This window comes from Paenibacillus sp. MER TA 81-3 (assembly GCF_023713585.1).
Lineage (GTDB): Bacteria > Bacillota > Bacilli > Paenibacillales > Paenibacillaceae > Paenibacillus_B > Paenibacillus_B profundus.
Genome location: NZ_JAMAWB010000003.1, coordinates 105,603 through 127,618, shown reverse-complemented (window position 1 = coordinate 127,618; position 22,016 = coordinate 105,603). Strand labels below are relative to the sequence as shown.

Below are 22,016 nucleotides of genomic sequence, written 5' to 3'. Positions count from 1 at the left end.
GATTGGGAAAAGGGCACTTGACCCTATAAAATGGGCAGCTGCCCCAAGAGGAGGGGAAGCCGGGAACGAAACGGACTGCCGTTACGTCGTCTGCGCAACATCCACCGAGACTGCCCAATCGTTGGGCCTCCTAGCTTGCACCAGGGGGTAGAGAACGCTGCCTCCGTTCTCAAGTGGACGTCCCGGCTTTAGTTGCCAAAGGTGCCATTTTATTTTGAACTGAAAAAGATGTGTCTTTCGATTTTTTTGGAAGTGAAGAAAAATGCTTTGTTATTGTTTTAATTAACATTTTGGCAGCTCGCTCACGGTTAATGGGGGCATTTGGTCTAAATTCGGTATTTACTAGATGCTGCTCTGCATGCACTAACGGAGATTTCCGTATTGGAAACGCGACAGGGGATGCAGGGGAGAGCAGGCTTTTTTGCGTTACCTCCTTGAAGCGGGAACCAATTGCTGCTATGATTATCGATAAAATATTCGATAGACAAGAATACGAAGGTGGGAGAAACCGATGGAACAACATCAACGCGCGTACAACTTTAATGCCGGTCCGGCTGCACTGCCGCTGGAAGTATTGGAGCGGGCCCAGTCCGAATTCGTAGACTTCCGGGGCGAGGGCATGTCCATTATGGAAATGTCGCACCGCGGCGCCGTCTACGAACAGGTTCACAATGAAGCGAAGCAATTATTGAAGGAATTGCTCCACATTCCTGAAGGCTACGACGTGTTGTTCCTGCAGGGCGGGGCGAGTACGCAGTTCGCCATGGTGCCGATGAACTTGCTGGCAGGCGGCAAGGTTGGCGCATACGTCAATACAGGGAGCTGGGCGAGCAAGGCCGTGAAGGAAGCGGAGCTTATCGGTGAGACACAAGTAATTGCCTCTACCGAATCCGACCGATTCATGCGTATGCCGACACCGGAGGAGATTGTTGCGCCGGAGAACGCTGCATATGTTCACATCACCTCCAATGAAACGATTGAGGGGACACAGTTCGCGACTTATCCAGATACGGTGGACGTGCCTCTGATTGCCGATATGTCGAGCGACATCCTCTGCCGTCCGGTGGACGTGTCGAAGTTCGGCATGATTTACGCGGGCGCGCAGAAGAACCTGGGCCCATCAGGCGTCACAGTCGTCATCGCGAAGGAAGAACTGCTTGCGAACAGCCCTAAGACGATTCCATCCATGCTTCGTTATAGCATCCATCATAAAAACAATTCACTATACAATACGCCGCCTTCCTTCTCCGTATATATGGTCAATCTCGTGCTGCAATGGTTGAAGGAGCGCGGGGGCTTGGAACAGGTCGAGCGGGATAATCAAGCGAAAGCCGAGCTGTTGTACGGCACCATTGATAACAGCGGGGATTTCTACCGGGGCTGCGCAGCGCGCGACAGCCGTTCCATCATGAATGTCACCTTCCGTCTAGCGGATGAGGAGCTGGAGAAGGCGTTCATCAAGGAAGCCGGGGAAGCAGGCTTCGTCGGCCTGAAGGGACACCGCAGCGTCGGAGGCTTGCGCGCTTCCATCTACAATGCTGTACCGTATGCGAGCTGCGAGGCGTTGGCCCAGTTCATGAAGCAATTCCTACAGAAGAACGGATAATGATTGGTAAATTGGTATGTGCCCTGCAAGGTTTTCTTGCGGGGTATTTTTTATTTTAGTAGATATTTTTTTCAATAAAAGGGTAAGTATTTCCCCTTTGTCTCAACCTGCATTGGATTTTGTGCAATGAAACAGCAGCTCATACCTCTTAACAGTAGGTTACATTGGAATTCATACAGTGTTTTGTCACTCTTTCCGCACCAATCTCCGAAAACTGCCGGATCTACTGGACAAAATACAGCCAAATGCCGTTCAACCGCTCAAATCGGACATTTTACTGTACCATTTCCAATGGAACATCCTTCGAACAAGGCCGTTTGACTAACAAATAAATAGTGAACGAGGTGCATATAACATCCTAAATTTTGTATTCTCTGATATAATGAAGTAGGTGTATGTGCCTAAGGGCAGGAAGGAATGCCGTGCATATCCTAATAGGTACATACAGAAATAAAGGGACGTAAGGAGAGCCATGAGTCTCATTAATGAATTATATACCTATACTAAAGCAAATCCAGTGTTCTCTTTAATAATAACCTTTATTATTTCTGCTCTTGTATGGCTATATAATGAGAGTAAAAATATAATACAAGCCGAAAACAAGTTAGAGCGAGATGAAATCAATAAGAAGTTGCAAATCTATGGCGGACTGGAAAGCACAATATCCTTATTTATCAAGACAAAGTCCAAAGAAAGTGAAATGAAACTGTTTGAGATGATCGGAAATTCAGCGCCAGTTGTCTCAGATAAAATAAGGAACGTGATTGTTGATTATTTTAAGGATTATGATGAGAACAGATTAAAGCTGCTGCTTGTTTTTATAGAACTTGAGATAAAAGAATTGAGACAGAACAATACCGCTCGCCAATCAGAAAATAAATCAGATGAAATTGACAAATTTATGAGGAAGCTAGCAAAGCCAGCAAAACCAATTTTGTTTTTATTATTTGTCGTATGTATTTCATTTTTCTCCCTTTATTATTGGCTGCGTTCGGATTCGTGGTTTGAAAGGTTTAACTATATGTGCGGCACTTTCTCAATTGTGTTGGGGGCCTTATTATTATTTTGGTTTTTAAAAGAGTTGATAACAAATAAATTAAAGCTTCAAAACAAATATATTATATTGCTATTGATCATTTCGTTATGTCCTGTTGTTGCTATTTTTATTAATGAAATATTCTTCCTGATGACGATTGTTCAGGTAGTAATTCTTTATGCAACGGGAAGAATCAAGCGAAATGAAAAGAAAATAATGAAATACGAATCGTTCCAGTGAAACACGAATTATCAAACTGCATTCACTAGAAAAAAAGAGCCCACTCAAAGCATTGAAGTGCCCCCTGTCAAGTAGACAGTGTAAAAAAACAAAAATAGTTAGTTCCCTCAGTTCAATTTAACAGAGCTGAGGGTTTTATTTTCTGCTCTCATTTTCTGCAGCTTGTTTTCGATATTCGTTAGGAGACAAGTCATTTAAACGCTCTGTATAGCGGTAATTGTTATAGTAACGAATATAATTTCTTACGTCTTTGAGGACGTCTTCATAGGTATCGTGTTTCGTCAGATAAAAGCTTTCTGCCTTAAATGTACCCCAAAATCGTTCAATGGGTTGGTTATCCAGGGCATCGGCCCACACGAGACATACTTTTAATAAATCCGTATTTCATCTGAAGTCGATTGTATTTATACGAAGTATATTGAAAACCTCTGTCACTATGGAGAAGTGGGGTCACTCCCGGGTTCCTCCTGTAAGCCTTCTTCACGGTATCCATGACGAGTTTATTATTGTTGGAGTGGCTTAACACCCAAGAAACTATGGAGTTATCGTATACATCAACAATAGCGCTCAGATAGGCTTTACGACCGTTCCCGTACTTCAATTCTGTGACGTCCGTACACCACTTCGAATTAGGAGAATCCGCTTGAAATTCACGGTTCATCACATTTTCAGCCACATGTATTTCGGAAGCTTTCACGTAGTTTGGCCGTTTCTTACGAATCACAGCCTTCAATCCAAGAGCACGCATGATTCGATAATAACGCTTTTTGTTGTAATTCTTTTTGAGTTTTCGATTCAATTGTGTACGGATCTGACGATAGCCAAGTACCCCCTTCCGCTAGTCATAGCGAAGTTTCACTTCCTTGGCCAGCGAAAGAATTTCAAGTTCTCTGGTGGATGGTTTCCATCTCAGCCATTTATAATAGGCAGACCTGGCGACTCCGGCGAGCTTACACAGCTTCGTAATAGCATAGCCTTTCTCAAAGTTCAGTTCTTGAATAGCTTGATATAAGTCTGCATGTCGAACTAAGGTTAGCGTGTATTTCGCCGCCTGATCTCTGCCAACTTTTTTGCGAGGGCGTTCTCCATTTCTAAATACTCATTTCGTGCTTCCAGTTCTTTAATCCGAAGCTTAAGTCGTTCATGATCATCTAACTCTTCCACAGGCTTATTACGACCGCGATGGTCCTTGAGGGCTTCCTCACCGCCAGATTTATATTTACGAACCCATGCGTACACCTGTTGATAAGAAACATCATATATCTCGATGGCTTTCTGATAATCTAAGTCATTCGCGATCGTATATTGCGCGATTTCAATACGTTCTTCAAAAGTGGTTTTACGTCCTTTGTTCATTTGGGATTTTCCTTTTCCTTTTCCTTTACGAGTAGGTTTCATTTCTATCCCATTAGTATACTTGGAAATCCATCTCGTCAAAACACTTTTGCTCGAAATATGATGCTTCTTTGTCGCCTCTCGTATGGAACCATTGCCGGATAGGACATCCGTAATTGCAGCTAATTTTAACTCTTCGGAGTACGGCTTCCATCCTCTAGATTTCTTTAATCCTTCACGACCGTCTGCTTTATATTTCCTTACCCAATCCGTAACCGTGCTTTTATCGATTCCCAACCGTTTCGCTTCATAATTTGGGCTTGTTTCATTCTGAAGGCACCGTTCCACGACACGTAACTTTACCTCTAAAGAAATTGGACTCTTCTTGGACATCATAAAAACTCCCATCATCGAAGAAGTAGAAGTTTTTGTTTTTTCTACTGTCTACTATGATGGGAGCATATCAATCACCTTGAATGGGCTCTTTCGATTGCTGCCTTATTGTGCGGCCTTCCACACGTCGGCGCGGCCAGGCTCTTCGCCCCGCGTCCACCAACGCGCACTATAGACGGCGCCATTATGCTTGACCTGGTCTCCGCCTGTATAGGCTTTGTCTTTGTTCCAATCCAAGACGACGTCGCTGACCAGCTTCCATGCATCCGACACATCTGGCTCGTTGTTCTGTGTCCAATATAACGCTTCATACTCTAAGCCCTTATATTCGACCCGGTCACCGCGGTTATATACTTTGCTTGCTTCCCAAGCAGACGTGCCCGGAAGCGGCGGATTTCCGCCGTCACCGCCGTCACCGCCGTCACCGCCATCACCGCCATCACCGCCGCCATCGCCGTCGTCTATCGTGCTGACTGTAAGCGGCGCGGAGAACGGCGACTTGTTGTCGGCGCTGTCCACGGCGCGAACCGTATACGTATAGGACGTATTCGGCGTCAACCCCGCATCTTCGTAAGAAGTCTGGGTCGTGGTTCCAATCAAGACTCCGTTGCGGTGCACTTCATATGCTTTGATTCCGTTCGGTGCTGTAGCTGCTGACCAGTTAATTGCGACCGATGTTTGGGTTTGGGATGGAGACGCGACGTTGCCAGGGGCAGTAGGGGCTTGTTCGCCCGTACCGTCGTTCACCAGATTGACATCGATGACTTGGTAGAACGCATTGCCGGTATCCGCGATTTCCCAGACGCCGAGAATTAGATGATACCCGCTGCGATCGGTCGGCACGCTGCATTCATGCGTCACGCTGTTCGGCGGTCTCTTGCCGCCGTCGTCGATGGAGCAGAATGGCACCTGCTCAAGGTCGGCGCGGGTCAATGGCTTGTTCGGGTCCCAATCCTTCTTCGTGATATAGTAGTTCCATTTGGCCGTCGCGTGCGGCGCAGTCAAATGCCACTTGAACGTGTTTTTGCCGCCCTGAAGCGCGACTTTGTGCCAGCGATCGACAGTCTGTTCATTGAGCTCCGCAAATACGCCGCCGCCGGCGATTTGGCCATCCGCGGGGCCGCCTTGCGGGAAGGAACCCTTTCCTTCTACGCTTTGCGGCTCATATTGCACCTGTCCGCAGTCCTTGTTTAATCCTTGCTTGCACAATACGGCGCGGCTGGCCGGAGACTCGATGTAGCCATGAGCCGAAGCGCTTTCCGCAAAGATCAGCGTGCAAGCCAGGCCGAGCGTCATGAGCCCAAAAGCTGCAAACAGGGGAGATACTCTCGAGATTAGATGATTCCAAATACGTGGTTGTGTCACCATTTCTGCCTCCTTGTTGTGTATTCTCTATCATTATAAAGATAAGCGCTTAAATTTAAGCATCCTATTAGTATCAATTCATATGAACGTATATTCCTATTTTTTTGAATAGATCTCAAGTGCTAGGCTGAGAGGAAGGATGCAGAAGAAATAGAGGCAATATGGCAAATAGCCTAAAGATTCGGGAAGCCTTTGTCGATACGAACTAGATATCCAGTATTTGTATTATCCCGTTAAATGAGGTGACTAAATGCGTTGGATGAGGGTGTGGAGCTGGAATCCGCCGTACATGAACAACAAATTCCCCGCCTGCTCGGGGAAACAGGCGGGGAATATATCGGAAATGAGGGACATTCAATTGAAATCCCGCGCTGGCACTAAGCCAGAATGCGCCGGGACGGCTCCGTCAGCTTATAGCCGACGTTGCGGATTGTCATAATATATTCAGGGCTGCGCGCGTTCTTCTCGATTTTATCGCGCAGGTGGCTGATATGAACATCGACGATGCGCGTATCGCCAAGAAAATGATAATCCCACACGCCATGCAGCAGCTGCTGGCGGCTGAGCACTTTGCCGCGATGCCGGCAGAGGAAGACGAGCAGCTCGAATTCCTTCGGAGTAAGCTCTACCTTGCGGCCACTCAGCTCCACTTCCCGTTGATCGGCCATGACGGTCAAGCAGCCGATCTCGAACACGCGGCCGTCGTCGGAGAGCGGCAAGGAACGAATGCGCCGCATCACCGCCTGAATTCGGGAAATGAGCTCCTGCGGAGAAAAAGGCTTTGTCATATAATCATCGGCTCCATTATCGAGACCGTGTATTTTGTCGCCTACTTCCTGCATCGCCGTCAGCATAATAATAGGAACCATGTTGTTCAGCTCGCGCAGCTTGCGGCACACTTCCAGCCCGTCGCTCTTCGGCAGCATGCGGTCCAGAATGATGAGGTCCGGACGGAAGGTTGACAGCACGTCGAATACCGCTTCTCCATCGTATACGCATAACACATCATAGCCAGCCAATTTCAAATTATATTCAATGAGGGTAGAGATGGATGGTTCGTCATCAACAACTAATATTTTTGATTTCATAGCAGTCCCTCCCGCAGTTCAATGATTTCAGTGTCGGAGTCATGTCCTCACGACCGTCTATCACTATTATGAAGGGCTTTCGTCAGCGCCATATTAAGCAAACGTAAACTGGATGTAAAAAAAGTGGAATTACGTCATGCTCATGACAACGCCGATAAGGTATGGAACGAGCCACAGCCCCCATACGGTCAAGCTGAACTTATGGAACCGGCGCTGCGAAGCCGCGCTGCCTTTCCATTTGACAAGAGCGGCCCATACCGCATGAACGAGCATCAAAATAAGGGCTGCAAGTCCGGTTAGCGCATGCAGCGGATTTCCGCCGTCCCCAGCGAGAAGGCTCATCAACGAGGTGCCGGTTGTATCGCAGACAAGACCGAGCAGGAAGAAGAAGAGATGTTTATGTTGCAAAGCGCCCGCACGTTTTTCTCCCCATACCCCAATTGTGTAAAAAACGAGCGCCAAATTAATAAATATGACTGCCAATGCCAGCATGTGTGTCTCACTCCCAGTTGTGTAATTGGTTAGCGGCATCTGTTCATCCCATAACGGTGTGCCCTATAGTCTAATCATAGATCGGTTTTATGAATCGAATATGAATGGAAGATTACAAGCTTTCGGTTCATGAGAGTGAGAGAGTAATAGAGCTTGTAACGACGTGTATGGCGCTCGCAGCATTGAAAGGAATGTGGCGTCTAGAAACCGCGGCCTTTCGGATATTTGAACAAAAGAGCCTGCTGGGCGTTTCCCAACAGGCTTGGTTAGAATATCATTATACCGGGGCATGATGTCTACAGCGTTATGCCAATATGAGCTATGCGCTTAAGCTATCTCTTTTCTGCTCTGCTTCACGCTTTACGCCGAACGGCCACCAGTTGGCAGCGCCAAATGTTTTGACCATGACCGGCACGAAGAATGGGAGCAGCAGAAACGTGTACAGTAGAAGACCCGACAGCACGACGGTAGCGATCTGCATCATCGACAGCACGCCTGACGGGTAAAACGAGGCGAACGTGCCGCCAAGAATGATGACGGCAGAGATAATGACCGTTCCCATGTTCCGCATCGCGAACAGAATAGCGTCCTGCACGTCGAGATGCTTGTTCTCGTTGAACCGTTCCATCAAGAAGATGCTGTAGTCGACCCCGAGCGCCATCAGCATAACGAAGCCGAAGAACGGAGTCGCCCAAGTGACGCCGGAATAGCCCAGTATATCGACGAATACTAGCTCCGTCACGCTCATTGACGTGAAGAACGTCAGCAAGAGCGATGCAATGATATACAGCGGCATGACAATGGAACGGAACAGAATGATGAGTATGAGCAGAATGCCGATTAGCATATAGACGACCGTCCGTGTGTAATCTTCACCGGACATCTGCTTCAAGTCAGCGAAGGTGCTGGACACACCGCCCATGGCAATGTCAGCCTGCTGAAGCACAGTGCCCTTGACGGCCCGTTCGACGGCCGTGTCCACCTGAGAGACCCGATCGATGGCAGGGGTGCCGTACGGGTTGTCGGCGAATACGACATCCAGCGTCATGACGCGGCGGTCTTCCGACAGGTACAGGTCGAGTGCTTGACGGAACGCTTCGTTCGTCAACACTTCGTCCGGTACGAACCAGCCGCCCAGCTCCTTGTCAGACGACGAGCCGACTTGATTCAAGTAATCGTTGGCAGATTTCAAGCCGCCGGATATTTGCGACAAGCCGTCAGCGCTCTGCGTGAGGCCGTCCGTAAGCTGTCCGATCTGGTCGTTCAGCTGCGCGAAGCCGCTGCTAATTTGCTTCTGCCCCTGCTGCAGTTGGTCAAGCCCGTTAATGATAGCCGGCACCTTGCGAATAATCTGGCCTTGACCGTTGGCCGCTTGCTGAAGACCAGTCTCCAGTTGGCCGATGCCGGCGATCAACTCATCGAAACCGTTAGCCAGTGCAGATTGGCCGGCTGCGGCTTGCTCGTAGCCTTGGTTCGCCTGCTTCATTCCGGCGTTGACCTGCGCGAGCTGCGTCTCTACCCCGCCCAGGGCGGCGGATAATTGGCCTGATCCTTGACCTGTCTCTATCACCGTACTGCGGACAGCTAAGTAATCCTCATCCTGAAGGAGCTCTGGATAACGGCCTTCCAAGCCGGCGAAGCGGGTGTTCAATGACTGCAGCGCTTGCGCGATGCCGCCCACTTGCTGCTTCATCTGGCCCAGTCCGGATTCCAGTTCGCCCAGACCGCCGCCGATCTGCTGGTAAGTAGCCAGCAGCTGCTTATGTGCTTGCTCCAATTGCTGCGCGCTATCCTTCGCCTGCTTCAATCCGGCTTTCAATTGGCCGGCCCCCAGCGAGCCGTCCTTGATGCCTTGCTCAATTTGGCCAAGACCGCTGCCCAACTGCGTAATTCCGCTCTTCAGCTGGGCGGTCCCTTCGCTTAACTGCCCGGTGCTGGCAGCCGCTTCCTTCAGCTTGGGCTCGTTCTTGCTCAACTCGCTGCTCGCTTGAGACAGTCCGCTGTGTATATCCTGCAGCCCTTTGCTGCCCTCGGTCAAGCCGCTCTCCAGCGTCTTCACCTGTTCGGCAACATGGAAGTTTTCGATGTCATCTCCTGCTGGACGGCTCAAGCTGCGTACGCCGGACACGCCATCCACCTTGAGAATTTCACGGCTAATCTTCTCGGTGAGGCCCATATATTCCGCATCCTTCAACGGACTCTCGCTTCGGATGACGACTTGGGCAGGCATCGATTCGCCCGGATCGAAGCTCTTCGAGATGATGTTATACGCCTTGACAGATTCATAGCTATCGCCAATTTCCTCGAGGCTGTTGAACGAGACATCACCGCTATACGTAAACAGGAAAGGAGCGATTACAGCAGCCACAATTAGGAAGGCGGCCAGCGGGCGGCGGACGGAGAATGAACCGACCGCACCCCAGAGGCGGCTTTCTTTATGCTCAATCGACTTCTTGGCCGGCCAGAACAGCTTCTTGCCGAGCACCGCCATGAAGAATGGTACGACGGTTAAGAGCGCGAGCAGCATGACGGCGATACCGATGGCGACGGCGACAGCGGAGCGGTACAGAATGAACTGTGACAGTCCGATGACTGAGAAGCCGACGAGGACGGCGATACCCGAGAACAAGACGGTCTTACCGGCTGTGCGGTAGGTCGTCACTATCGCGTCCCACGGGTCGTCGTGATGGGCCAGCTCTTCTTTGTACCGGCTAATCAGAAGAATGCAGTAGTCCGTCCCGATTCCGAATAAGACGGCCACCATGAAGATTTGCGTAAACGTCGAGATCGGAAAATCCACGCCATCCACCAAAAAGGCGACGATCGACTGCGAGATAATGTAGCTTAGCCCGACCGTCAAGAGCGGAATGAAAGCCGCGACGAACGAACGGAAGACGACGAACAAGATCAATAAAATAAAGATGACGGTAATGATTTCTGACTTCTTCAGCCCTGCCTGCGAGCTGACGATCTGATCGTGGTCGATCATGTGCCGGCCTGTCATGTAATGCTCGACGGAGATCGATTTCAACTCGTTCGAGATCTGCTCGCCAATGTCCACGGTGTTCAGCTTCTCCGTGTTGACGTTGAGCGAGGTCAGCACGGTCTGGCCGTCCTTCGAGATGAGCTTATCTGTCAGCTCCGGCTGTGCATACGGATCAAGCATGGAGACGATATGAAGCGTGTCTTTACGACGAGTCAAATCTTGAATCGCTTGCTTAATCTCTTGCGTATTCTTATCGGTCAGTCCACTCGGATTATGAAAGACGAGAGCGATCTGCGATTCATGCGCATTGCCGTTGGCGGCAGATACTTCATTGAGTATGTGCTGCGCCTGAGCTGATGGGTATTCGTCTGGAACGGCGATCGTGCCTTTTTCTTTGACGAGCTCGCTTAGGGAAGGGGCTGCGATGAACAAGACGATGGCTGCTGCGATCCAGATCGAGATGACGGCCCATCTTGCCTTTAATATCGTTCTCATGCCCGCGACCTCCCCTCCGACATCAAGCGAGCCAACTTCTCGTAAGTACCGATGAACGTCTCTACTTCCGTCTCGTCAAAATGAACGAGGTAGGAGGCCACGATATCCTGCACCTTTTGATCCGCTTGCTCGTAGATGCTGCGCCCGAGCTCCGTCAAGGAGAGCACGACGAGACGCCGGTCCTCTTCGTCGCGTGTGCGCGCGATGAAGCCCCGGTCCACGAGGCGCGTGACGATGGCGGTAATGGAGCTCTTCACGACCTTGAAAATGTCGGCGAGATCGGTGGAGGTGCAACTGCCGCGTTGGTGAATTACGCACAGAATTTGAAATTGCTCTGGCGTTAATTGCTCTGGAATGGCCTCGCCAATCTCGTTAAACAAATGCTTCATGACTGTAAATTCGGCGTTAATGTATCGATTGATTAATGACTTCGGATCCCGGTTCACGCTCCTCATCCCCTCTTTGTCCAAATAGTTCACTAATCGAACTATTCAATGATAGAACTATCATAAAATGAGCCAAACTCCTTTGTCAAATCGATCCAGACGGATGTTGATTGACCTCTTGGGAAGCTTCGTGATCAAAAGCGGACTTCCTGTAAAGATAAAAAGACGCGATCATTGTCATATGGTGTATAATAATGAGGAAGAATGTGAGGTGAACAGGAGATGGCTCTTCATATTGTGCTCGTGGAACCGGAAATTCCAGCCAACACGGGAAATATCGCGCGTACGTGCGCTGCAACGGGAACGCATCTGCACTTGGTCCGGCCGCTCGGCTTCCGTACGGACGATGCCACGTTGAAACGGGCCGGTCTTGATTATTGGTACGCGGTAACGATCGATTACCATGATTCGTTCCAAGAGTTGAAGGACAAATACGCGGATGCGCGTTTTTTTTATGCCACGACGAAGGCAGACAAACGGTACAGTGACTTTCAGTTCCGTGACGGCGATTTCTTCGTGTTCGGCAAAGAAACGAAGGGGCTGCCCCCGGAAATTATCGAGGCGAACCGTGATACGTGCATGCGCATGCCGATGACGGATAAAGTGCGGTCGCTCAATCTATCCAATTCGGCGGCGATTATCGTATACGAAGCGCTGCGGCAGCTTAATTATCCTAATCTACAGTAAATCAGCGGGACCTTGTCCTTCCGCATGACGATATCTTTCAACCCATGCGGAAGGACGTCGGCCTGCGATGAAGGTCGCACTAAGCTATCGGATTATTTTACTATGCAGCTTGCAGGATTAGGTATTTTATACTAGATTCGATAAAACAAGTAAATGATGTTCGGATTCGATGCCACTGCCCTTTTTTGCTACTTAATACGTAATTACAAAAAATAATAAAAAACGAAACGAATTGACAAATTTCAGCAGGATTTTTGCTAGGTACATAGAAGTAGTAGTGGCAGAGTTTTCAAGGGTAAGCATGAGAATAGAAATACAAGAGAGGTGGAACTGATGAAACCTGCCGGTGTAGTCCGTAAAGTTGACCAATTGGGACGCATTGTTTTACCTAAATCACTGAGGAAGCGTTACCAGATGAACGAGGGGGATCCAGTCGAAATTTTAGTGCAAGGCGATCATATTATTTTAGAACGCTATCGTCCTAAATGCGTGTTTTGCGGCTCAATGGATGGTGTGTCCGAATTTAAAGAGCGCTACATATGTTCGCAATGCATGAATGAAATGATGTACTTAGCACGATAAAAAAGAGTAGGGAGCATCCTCATTCGGTGGTGCTCCTCTTTTTTTGTTATCAGATACACATGCGTTTACTTCGTCAGCTAGAAGACATAGGCGGTGCCAACGCAGTCTATTTTCGACCTCCGGACAATAAATGCTAGCTTCTGTCACACCGTCTATCCATCATTATCGAGCTTATGCAGCAGCTGTCAGGCATGGTCGTCCTCGTGCTGATTTCCAGTTCCCGTATCAGTCTGCGGTCCTATGCGCACAACAAAAAAACTTCCCAAGCAGGGAAGTTTCTTCGTCTTACAAACCATTTGTTTTGTCATCGTTGTAACCTGCCGTGAAGATGGCGGTCAAGAACAGTACGAAAACGAGCATGATAATCCAAAAAGTAACGGACATGATACGCACACCTCCAGTAACTGTTACTATTATAACCAAGACATGCCAAAAAGAAAATGGAAAAGGTGTGAATTTTGGCACGGTATGTAAGCGCATCACATGTTATACTTATTTGTTTTGTTCTATTTGAAGAATAAAAAGTGTGTCGGCAGCGGACGAAGCTCGCCATCTGACGGACTATTGACGACCCTTCCGTTAAAGACCAGAGTAGAGGAGCCGCCCCCGTCTAAGTTGTAGGCATCAATGACGCCTAGGTTAGACAGCTTCTTCTGAAGTTCTTCGAGCGTTGCGCCTGAGCTTCCGTTCTCGTTATAGCCGTCGGTCACGAGGATGAGCAATTGGTCATCCTTATAGTTCCCGATGACGGTGCGCGGAGCACGGAGTGGTGAAGTCCGCCATTTCTCTGGAATGGTCAATTTCGCTCCGTTCTTCAGCAGAGCGGGAACGAAGGTCGCTCCGGATTGCGGATCCAAGGAATCCAATTCTGACTGATCCGAGAACTTGCCGCCGATAAGCCGTCCGACACTATCCAATCCGACAAAAGCCAAATCTTTGAAGGTCGGTTCGAACGAGCTCACATATTTGCCGTTCATAACGGTCGTTCCCAACGGATAACGTTTGCCGCCTCCGTCGGCAAAGCCGCCTGCATTAATGCCAGCAACTGCCCCATAGCGGGTAACGGCATGCATCGTCGTCTCGGAGCCGCCATATTTATCGTATCCAAGCGTCAAACGCATCGCCTTCGGATCCTTAAGCTTAATCTTCATTGCGTATCCGCGATAGGTTGGCTGATTGATCGCGAACAATTCGGCATGCAGCTTGTCGCTGTTGACGCGCTCCTTCGGTGTTCCTAACCGGGAGGTGATGCGCCGGTCATATATTTGCTCTGGACGCTTCGCTTGAGCGCTTGCCGTCTTGACCAGATCGTTCATCGTCGACGTTGTGCGTTGATAGAGCGTTGCCGTGCGGCGAACAGATTCTATCGTAAATTCCGCTGTCTTGCTGGCCTGATCCAAGCCGCCCACGAGCTTGGCCTGCTTCTCGTTCCATGCGGCTGGTTCCTCCAGCGGCTTCCACTCCAAATCCAGCGAAGCGGTCAAAGAGGAGGAGAGCATCCATATCATCATGCCCAGAAAAGGGGCGGTCATCAGCATGAACAGCCGATTGACTTGTTTTACTTGCAGCTTCATCTTATCCGCCTCACTTATTACTTAAGCAACTCCATTTTTTTCTGCAGCACGCTTAACTGTTTTTTCACTTCGTTCAATTGCGTATACAGCTTGTTGCTGTTATCGGTCTTGTTCGATGCGTTATCTTTCGTAAACGTGAGCAATTCATTGAACGATTCGACTTTGCTTTGCATCGCGTCCAACTTCTTGTTCAACTCGTTTAGTTGCTTCTCATACGATAACTTAACTTGTTGCAACTGGGCATCGGTCTGCTTCTGCAGATCCTGAAGCATGGTTGTCTTCATGTGGCTGCTATAAAAGTACGTAGCCGTTACGCCAATCGCTATCATGACTACCCAGAACAGAAGAAACCATTTGGCGCTTGCTCCGCTCGTCTTCGTCCGGGTGCGACGTGAGGTGTCGCTGTCCGTATTTACTGATGGCTGCATGTCTAATCACCTCGAATGAAGTCGATGGAATCTGAATAATACAATTTTAAAATAAATATTATATCATTCTAGCATGTATTCTAGCATTTTTCGCAAGAAAGATGCAAAATTCATACAAAAAAGTCATTGATGTTATAGTTGGGTTTCGATACAATCGGTATATATTTGTAGAAATATGTCGGTTAAGCTCGTCTTTTGGTCTAGTCAGGGGTGACAACTTGGGAAAGAAAGATAGACTTGCATATCATTCGAAAACGATTACTAAAATAGGTTTGGTCGCGCTTGTTGTTCTACAATGTTGGTTTATCCACGTAACGTTCTTGTATCCGCACCTGGGAATCAAGCTGGAGGTTCAGCAAGGGCAGTGGAGGATTGCCGGGTTTGATAACGAGAATATTTACATCAAACATACGATGCAGATAGGCGATACCATTCGTAGCATTAACGGCATACCACCAGAGGATTATCCGACAGTCCGTAATTGGCACATAATCGAGCAAGCCGATTATATTGAAGTCGATCAACTGGGCGAGATCAAGCTTATTAATGTGGGACATGAACCGCGCCATCCGTACACGGACATTATTCCATTGGCCAGTGAGATTGTACTGCTGCTGCTAGCGGGGCTGGTATGGTGGAGGGATTCTTCGACGAAGACAATGAACATGCTATCTATACTCTTTGTCATTATGGGTACGGTATACATGAGTATAGGGGCTGCGCTGCGCGGCGATATTTGGGGGCAAATCACGATATCGAGCGTTGTGGTCCTGTTTCCGATCGTGCTATATCATTACTTGCTGCAATTTTTTCAAGAGAAAGCTGGCATCACGTGCTCCAAACGATGGCTTCAGCTCCTATACAGCTTTGCACTGCTGCAGTTTGCGGTGAAATTCATTTATTTTCTTCCAGGTGACTTCTATTCCTTCTATGTTGTTGACAACGCTTTGAAGGAGCTCCTGTTCAGTGCCGGCCTCGGGTCGAACCTGTGCTGGTTTGCGTTCATGTCGTATCGGCACAAACGGCAATCGCCGCAGTTATGCTCGGTTATCCGTTACATGTGGATCTGGATTTGCATTGCCTTTGCGCCGCTTCTCTTTTTGTCTTATTTACCGATGATGTTGGGCTTTGAAATGTTGATACCATCTTTGCTGACAAGCTGGTTCGCACTCACACTTCCATTGTGTTTCGTTTATTTGAACCAGTTTAAACAGTTGTCAGATATTGAGATGATTTTAAAACGAATGGTGTCCGTCGTCCTGATTGCGATGGTGCCGGGTGCGCTCATCGTCGGCTTGAACGCAGTGATTTTTGTCGAGCGTCATACTTTCATACATCACCTGTTCAGCTTCGGCTTTATCGTAATTATTCTGGCCATGCTGCTATATTCCTACCCGTTCTTTCATCGGAAATTAATTACGGCAATATATCCGGACAACGTCATGCTGAAGCAATCGCTCCAGCGGATTACGCAGCAGTTGAATGCGCTCGATACGATGGAAGCTTGGAGTCAAGCGATTCTGTGCGCGATGATCCAGACCTTGCAGGTGAAAGGTGCGGCAATCATCATTAAAAACCCGCATAACGATATCGAGTTGTATGCGGAAGGGGAACTGGACGTTCAAGAAATAGAGAGGAAGGTGCGTTCAGGCAAGTTGCAATCGGAGACGTCCTCTTGGTTCGAAGTGGAGCGGCATGACGCCTACGCGGCCCATCTGATGCTAACGAAGAAACAGAACGGGGACGAATTAAATATGGAAGAAAAAGAATGGGTGCGGCAGGTCATCAGCTATATGAACATCGGTATGAAAAAAGTAATGACGATTCAGAAGCTGAAGGAGCAGAATCATCGATTAAAGCTGCATGCCAATCACGAGGCGTTGTCTTCCAAAGCTCCCGGTACGTGGATGGTCCACACGTTGTTAGAATCACAGGAGCAGGGCTGGACGAAGCTGGCCAAATCGCTGCAGTGCAGTGTTATGCAGCCGCTGCATGAAGCAAGCCTTGAGTTGGAGGCGATGTATCGATCCGTTGGCCCTGATGAGTCTGCATCACTTCGGCAAGTCGGGCATCGCTTGGATGAGGTCAACATGAAGCTGCGTCATCTTTGCCTGTCATTGCAGCCGAAGCTAATATTAACGGCAGGGTTGAGCAATGCCATTCGACAGTATATTGAGCTGGAGTTCCAAGAATTGAAGGACCGCATCCATTTCGATGTAGACAATCAAGTGATGGTCGATGCGCAGCTCCCTTCGTTCAAGCTGCATCTATTCCGAATCGTACAGGAATTGCTGATGAATGCGCGGAAACACGCGTTTGCAGCGCACGTTCATCTGTCGCTTGCAGCTTCGGACGATCAAGTGGTCGTCTGTTATCAAGATGATGGCGTCGGGTTCGATCCGGATGTCGTGTTCAGCAGTGAGGAGAAAGTTCGAGGCTTGAAGCAGCTGCGGGCACGCGTGTTCATGCTGAAGGGAACGATGGACTGGAATGCGGCGCCAGGAGAAGGCACCAGTGGGGAAATTCGGATTCCGTTCTCAGATGTGACGGTACTGCCCAACTCAGTGGAGGTACCCGTACATACGTAAGCGGCGGAAGTATCCGTTAACGATGACGTCGGTTGTTGCTAATGATACTTCCGAGCTTGTTGGCTCTAGTTCCTTTATATGCAAGAATGAACTGGGAGCGTCATCCATTTAACCCGTTGCATAAAAAATGTGATGGGTGTATGATTTTTGAAATAGGAAGGGGCGATAGACGGTGCAATACTCATTTTCAAAGCGCATTCAATCGGTTGAAAGCTCGGCTGTTCGCGATATTTTGAAATTAACTCAAGGAAAGTCAATCATATCCTTTGCTGGAGGGCTTCCAGCTGAAGAATGGTTCCCTGTAGATGCGATTCGGAATGCTTCGGAGCGGGTATTCCGCCAAGGTCCGCAAGCGCTGCAATACGGCTTGACGGAAGGGACGTTGAGCCTGCGGGAGCGTCTGGCCATCCGCTTGGGAAGCCAACGCAGCATTCAGGCTGAAGCGGATGAATTGCTGATCACTTCGGGATCGCAGCAGGCGATAGACTTATTCACCAGAGCAATGCTTGATCCAGGGGATGTCGTACTCGTAGAGAATCCGACATACCTTGCTTGTCTGCAGGTGCTTGGAATGTACAATGCACGCGTCATTCCAGTGGAAAGCGATGATAACGGCATGGTGCCTGAGGACTTGGCGGCCAAGCTGAAGGAGCATCAACCGAAATTCGTCTACGTCGTGCCGACCTTCGGCAATCCGACCGGCCGCGTCTGGAGCTTGGAACGGAGAGAAGCGCTGCTCCGCTTGTGCCGCGAACACGAAGTGCTAATTCTCGAAGACGATCCGTATGGAGACCTGCGCTTTACTTCCGATCGCGTGCCGAATATCGCGGCGCTGGAAGGACGGACGGATGATAGAATCGTCGCTTATACGAGCACATTCAGTAAGACGGTCGCACCGGGACTGCGTACCGGTTGGATTGTCGCCGACGAACGGATCATCCGTATGATGGCGCGTGCGAAGCAGTCTTCAGACCTCCATTCCAGTGTTCTGGATCAGCTTATCTTAAGCGAAATGCTGCTGCCGGAAGTGTTCAACCTAGACGACCATATTCACAAGCTCTCGGCGGTCTACAAAGAGCGGATGGAGACGATGGCGACAGAATTGCAAAAAGACATGTGGCGTGATACGAAATGGAATACGCCGCAGGGCGGCATGTTCTTCTGGGTTGAGCTGCCGGAGGGCTTGGATGCGCAGACCTTACTGAAATGTGCGGTGGAGAAGGGCGTTGCCTTCGTACCGGGCACATCCTTCTATGCTGGAGAGCCGAAGCGCAACACGATGCGTCTGAACTTCTCGTTCGCCCAGCCCGAGACTATCCGTACCGGGATGGAGCGGCTGACTGAAGCGGTATCTGAATTTTTCGGCCGTTACTCAGGCGTATAATGTGTATGACTATGTGCAAGCGGACGTATCGTACCGTACGCTTGCACTGGCACGCTGTCTAACATGGTGACAAGCCAGGTAGCCGCGCTATAATGTGAGCATAACGTGTCAATGCTTCTTGCCCATCAGGGGTTAAGGCATATACGCCGTGGTTGACCCTGACGAACCAGCCGTAATAATTGCGCTGCAAGATGGCAGCCGCCTCACCGACTCCAGTGCGGTCGCGAACGATGGATGCCTTCATGGCGCCATCCCGCAGTGCGGCGCCTACGCGGAGCGCCTTCTCCCGATAAGCCGTCACGAGCGGCTGCTTCGTAATTCCGCCGACGTTGTAATCCCCGCTGCGCGCGGAAAATTCCCGTACAAGCTTGGCGGCACGCGCCTTGATCGGCTTCGTAGCCATATAGATGCCGTCATCGTTGCCTGGCTCGCACATGAGCTCCACGAACGGCGGCTTTCGTTTATAGAACGTGACCATGATGAGCCCGAGACCGAGCTTGCGGCACAGCTGCCGCAGCGCGCTGACGGGATGGCTCTTGCCTGTCACTTTCTTTTTCTCCACCGCTACATATACCTGTGAGGACAGCTTCAACCGCTCTAACCCCTGCAGCACAAGCGTAAGATTGAAGGAAGATTTCAATTCTACGATGACAGGCTCCTCATCTGCGGCGTCTGGCCTCAATGCAACGATATCGCAATGACGCACCTCGCTCCGCACCTCGTACCCTTGCGCCTCAAAATAAGCTTTGAGCGGCGCATACAGCTCCGACTCTTTGCGGTTGCCCTTCTTGCGCTCGGTTTCCTGTTCTTCCATCGGAGCGGATGTATTCTGCTCGCGCATCATTTCTCCCTGAAGCTCCTGTAAGGACACCATCGACCAATTCCCCCTTGCCCACTCACTCTTTAACCATCATTTTCAACCGATGAAATTCCCGTGCGATTGCTGTCTGCGGAACCATTATAACACGGCATGAGCACAGTCCGCCTATCTCTGTGCCCAGCTCCAAAAATTCGTGATATTAAAGAGCTCGGTCCGCATAGGTATGTAATACACTATTTTTTTATCTGTTGTTGGCTTAAATAAGACAAAAGCCTAGTTGGTTGCGAAGGTGAATGCATACAACATAGAGAGACCATTTAAGAAGTGAGTGTTCAAAAAGGTCACTAACCCCAAGAACAGACAGAAAGATGTAGCGGCGATGGAGGGCTGTGTTGCAAATCGGGAGCATTGGAGGTTTAGAGGGATGGACATATTCAAACGGATTGCTGAGCACCGAGCCGAGAGCGAACGATTGGCCTGGACCGGATCATTTAAAGAATACGTCGAGTTGCTTCGTCACGATCCCGCACCAGCGATGACGGCTCATGCACGAGTGTATGAGATGATTGCCTCATACGGTGTGGAGGAAGTCGACGGGCATAAACGATATAAATTTTTTGAAAAAGAAATCTTCGGTCTGGATCGTGCGATTGAAAAATTAGTGGAAGAATACTTTCATTCTGCTGCGAAACGATTGGATGTGCGCAAGCGGATTCTACTCTTAATGGGTCCGGTAAGCGGCGGGAAATCAACGCTTGTCACGATATTAAAGCGGGGTCTCGAGCAGTTCTCGCGCACCGAACGTGGCGCAGTCTACGCGATTAAGGGATGCCCGATGCATGAAGAGGCTCTACATCTGATCCCGCATGAGCTCAGAGCGGATGTAGAGCAGGAGCTTGGCGTTCGTATCGAGGGCAACCTGTGCCCATCCTGCCAAATGCGGCTCAAAACCGAATTCAATGGCGATATTGAGAGCGTGGAAGTGGAGCGGGTGCTGGTATCTGAGGAGAACCGCATCGGTGTCGGCACATTTAGCCCATCTGATCCGAAGTCGCAAGATATTGCTGATTTGACGGGCAGCATCGATTTCTCCACGATTACGGAATTCGGATCGGAATCCGATCCGCGCGCATACCGCTTCGACGGAGAGTTGAACAAGGCGAACCGGGGCTTGATGGAATTTCAAGAAATGTTGAAGTGTGACGAGAAGTTTCTGTGGAATTTGCTCTCACTAACGCAAGAGGGTAACTTCAAGGCAGGGCGGTTCGCGTTAATCTCGGCGGATGAAATGATCATTGCGCATACGAACGAATCCGAGTATAAGGCTTTTATTTCCAATAAGAAAAATGAAGCGCTGCAATCACGGATGATCGTGATGCCGATTCCGTACAATTTGAAGGTATCAGAGGAAGAGAAGATTTATTCGAAGCTTATCGGGCAGAGCGATATGAGCCATGTGCATATAGCACCGCATGCGCTCAAGGCGGCTGCCATCTTCTCTATCTTGACCCGTCTGAAGGAGACGAAGAAGCAGGGCATGGATCTCGTCAAGAAGATGCGCATGTATGATGGCGAGGAAGTGGAGGGCTATAAAGAGAATGATTTGCAGGAAATGCAGAGCGAGTTCACGGAGGAAGGCATGTCCGGAGTGGATCCGCGTTATGTCATCAATCGCATCTCCAGTGCACTCATTAAGCAGGATTTGCAATGCATTAATGCATTAGATGTGCTGCGGGCGATGAAAGATGGCTTGGATCAGCACGCTTCGATTACGAAGGAAGAGCGGGAACGGTATCTCAATTTTATTTCCGTGGCGCGCAAGGAATACGACAATCTGGCTAAGAAGGAAGTGCAGAAGGCGTTCGTCTATTCGTTCGAGGAGTCGGCGAAGACGTTGTTCGAGAACTATTTAGATAACATCGAGGCATTTTGCAACTGGAAAAAGATCCGCGACCCGCTGACCGACGATGAGATGGAGCCGGACGAGAGGCTAATGCGCTCCATTGAGGAGCAAATCGGAGTGTCGGAAAATGCGAAGAAAGCGTTCCGTGAGGAAATTTTGATTCGTCTATCGTCCTATTCTCGCAAAGGGCGAAAATTCGATTACAACAGCCATGATCGGCTGCGTGAAGCGGTCGAGAAGAAGCTGTTCGCTGATCTGAAGGACATCGTCAAGATTACCACATCGACGAAGACGCCGGACGAGAACCAACTGAAGCGTATTAACGAGGTGTCGGCCCGCCTTATGGAGGGGCACGGTTATTGCCCGGTATGCGCGAACGAACTGCTTCGCTATGTGGGCAGTCTGTTGAACCGTTAGCAAGCAAAACATGACGCAGTATGATCCCCTCGATTCAGATTCAGAGGGGATTTTTTTGCTCCCGTTTCTCAAATCATGGCATGAAGCGGCTGATATAATGCCAGTATGATCACAGAGACTTGATCTCTTTTGCCTATCGTTGATGGGGGTG

At 49.4% G+C, this 22,016-nt stretch carries 18 protein-coding genes and 1 pseudogene; 8 read left to right on the top strand and 11 right to left on the bottom strand.

Annotation, left to right across the window (positions count from 1 at the left end; translation table 11 throughout):
* The first annotated feature begins 511 nt into the window (after positions 1-511).
* Together serC and M3650_RS05055 are read left to right on the top strand one after the other, a co-directional pair.
* Positions 512-1,606: a 3-phosphoserine/phosphohydroxythreonine transaminase gene (gene serC, locus M3650_RS05060; RefSeq protein WP_251572941.1), complete on the top strand. Its 1,095-nt coding sequence runs from the start codon at positions 512-514 to the stop codon at positions 1,604-1,606.
* Between the two features lie 472 nt (positions 1,607-2,078).
* Positions 2,079-2,882, top strand: a complete 804-nt coding sequence (locus M3650_RS05055) for a hypothetical protein (RefSeq protein WP_251572939.1) — start codon at positions 2,079-2,081, stop codon at positions 2,880-2,882.
* Between the two features lie 135 nt (positions 2,883-3,017).
* Here M3650_RS05055 and M3650_RS05050 read toward each other — a convergent pair whose 3' ends face one another.
* From M3650_RS05050 to M3650_RS05040, 4 genes and pseudogenes are all read right to left on the bottom strand, one after another.
* A complete protein-coding gene (locus tag M3650_RS05050; RefSeq protein WP_251572937.1) occupies positions 3,018-3,239 on the bottom strand; it encodes an IS3 family transposase in 222 nt (73 codons plus the stop codon).
* Positions 3,217-3,705, bottom strand: a pseudogene (locus M3650_RS32515) (IS3 family transposase); the annotation flags it as partial. The pseudogene M3650_RS32515 and the gene M3650_RS05050, both read right to left, overlap by 23 nt.
* A 209-nt stretch (positions 3,706-3,914) precedes the next feature.
* Positions 3,915-4,610: a helix-turn-helix domain-containing protein gene (locus M3650_RS05045; protein ID WP_251572935.1), complete on the bottom strand. Its 696-nt coding sequence runs from the start codon at positions 4,608-4,610 to the stop codon at positions 3,915-3,917.
* A gap of 105 nt (positions 4,611-4,715) precedes the next feature.
* Positions 4,716-5,978, bottom strand: a complete 1,263-nt coding sequence (locus M3650_RS05040; protein WP_251572933.1) for a lytic polysaccharide monooxygenase — start codon at positions 5,976-5,978, stop codon at positions 4,716-4,718.
* A 252-nt stretch (positions 5,979-6,230) separates the two neighbouring features.
* On the opposite strand from M3650_RS05040, the gene M3650_RS31795 reads away from it, so the two are divergent.
* Entirely contained in the window at positions 6,231-6,356 is a 126-nt protein-coding gene (locus M3650_RS31795; protein ID WP_019419278.1) for a hypothetical protein, read from the top strand.
* On the opposite strand, the gene M3650_RS05035 is transcribed toward M3650_RS31795, so the two are convergent.
* From M3650_RS05035 to M3650_RS05020, 4 genes are all read right to left on the bottom strand, one after another.
* On the bottom strand, positions 6,353-7,063 hold the full coding sequence (locus M3650_RS05035) for a response regulator transcription factor (protein WP_019419279.1): 711 nt from the start codon (positions 7,061-7,063) through the stop codon (positions 6,353-6,355). The two genes, M3650_RS31795 and M3650_RS05035, sit on opposite strands and share 4 nt — an antisense overlap.
* A 129-nt stretch (positions 7,064-7,192) precedes the next feature.
* The gene (locus M3650_RS05030) at positions 7,193-7,555 is read right to left on the bottom strand and encodes an HsmA family protein (protein WP_019419280.1); all 363 of its coding nucleotides are present in this window, start codon (positions 7,553-7,555) and stop codon (positions 7,193-7,195) included.
* Positions 7,556-7,874: 319 nt separating this feature from the next.
* A complete protein-coding gene (locus M3650_RS05025; RefSeq protein WP_251572931.1) occupies positions 7,875-11,036 on the bottom strand; it encodes an MMPL family transporter in 3,162 nt (1,053 codons plus the stop codon).
* On the bottom strand, positions 11,033-11,491 hold the full coding sequence (locus M3650_RS05020) for a MarR family winged helix-turn-helix transcriptional regulator (protein WP_233699490.1): 459 nt from the start codon (positions 11,489-11,491) through the stop codon (positions 11,033-11,035). Before M3650_RS05020 ends, M3650_RS05025 begins: the two co-directional genes overlap by 4 nt.
* A 213-nt stretch (positions 11,492-11,704) precedes the next feature.
* On the opposite strand from M3650_RS05020, the gene trmL reads away from it, so the two are divergent.
* A complete protein-coding gene (gene trmL, locus M3650_RS05015) occupies positions 11,705-12,169 on the top strand; it encodes a tRNA (uridine(34)/cytosine(34)/5-carboxymethylaminomethyluridine(34)-2'-O)-methyltransferase TrmL (protein WP_019419283.1) in 465 nt (154 codons plus the stop codon).
* A 333-nt stretch (positions 12,170-12,502) separates the two neighbouring features.
* Positions 12,503-12,751: an AbrB/MazE/SpoVT family DNA-binding domain-containing protein gene (locus M3650_RS05010; RefSeq protein ID WP_019419284.1), complete on the top strand. Its 249-nt coding sequence runs from the start codon at positions 12,503-12,505 to the stop codon at positions 12,749-12,751.
* Positions 12,752-13,257: 506 nt separating this feature from the next.
* On the opposite strand, the gene M3650_RS05005 is transcribed toward M3650_RS05010, so the two are convergent.
* Together M3650_RS05005 and M3650_RS05000 are read right to left on the bottom strand one after the other, a co-directional pair.
* Positions 13,258-14,325, bottom strand: coding sequence for a phosphodiester glycosidase family protein (locus M3650_RS05005; RefSeq protein ID WP_019419286.1), 1,068 nt, complete (start codon positions 14,323-14,325; stop codon positions 13,258-13,260).
* Between the two features lie 17 nt (positions 14,326-14,342).
* Positions 14,343-14,753, bottom strand: coding sequence for a valine--tRNA ligase (locus M3650_RS05000; RefSeq protein WP_251572929.1), 411 nt, complete (start codon positions 14,751-14,753; stop codon positions 14,343-14,345).
* 218 nt (positions 14,754-14,971) lie between these two features.
* Between M3650_RS05000 and M3650_RS04995 the strand changes: the two genes are divergently transcribed.
* Complete coding sequence (locus tag M3650_RS04995) at positions 14,972-17,341, top strand: sensor histidine kinase (RefSeq protein ID WP_251572927.1); 2,370 nt, start codon at positions 14,972-14,974, stop codon at positions 17,339-17,341.
* 172 nt (positions 17,342-17,513) lie between these two features.
* Positions 17,514-18,725 carry an aminotransferase-like domain-containing protein gene (locus M3650_RS04990; RefSeq protein WP_251572925.1) on the top strand — a complete coding sequence of 404 codons (1,212 nt, stop codon included), beginning with the start codon at positions 17,514-17,516 and terminating at the stop codon, positions 18,723-18,725.
* A 58-nt stretch (positions 18,726-18,783) separates the two neighbouring features.
* Here M3650_RS04990 and M3650_RS04985 read toward each other — a convergent pair whose 3' ends face one another.
* The gene (locus M3650_RS04985) at positions 18,784-19,599 is read right to left on the bottom strand and encodes a DUF2161 family putative PD-(D/E)XK-type phosphodiesterase (RefSeq protein WP_251572923.1); all 816 of its coding nucleotides are present in this window, start codon (positions 19,597-19,599) and stop codon (positions 18,784-18,786) included.
* A 370-nt stretch (positions 19,600-19,969) separates the two neighbouring features.
* Between M3650_RS04985 and M3650_RS04980 the strand changes: the two genes are divergently transcribed.
* Positions 19,970-21,865, top strand: a complete 1,896-nt coding sequence (locus tag M3650_RS04980; protein ID WP_251572921.1) for a PrkA family serine protein kinase — start codon at positions 19,970-19,972, stop codon at positions 21,863-21,865.
* Positions 21,866-22,016: the final 151 nt, after the last annotated feature.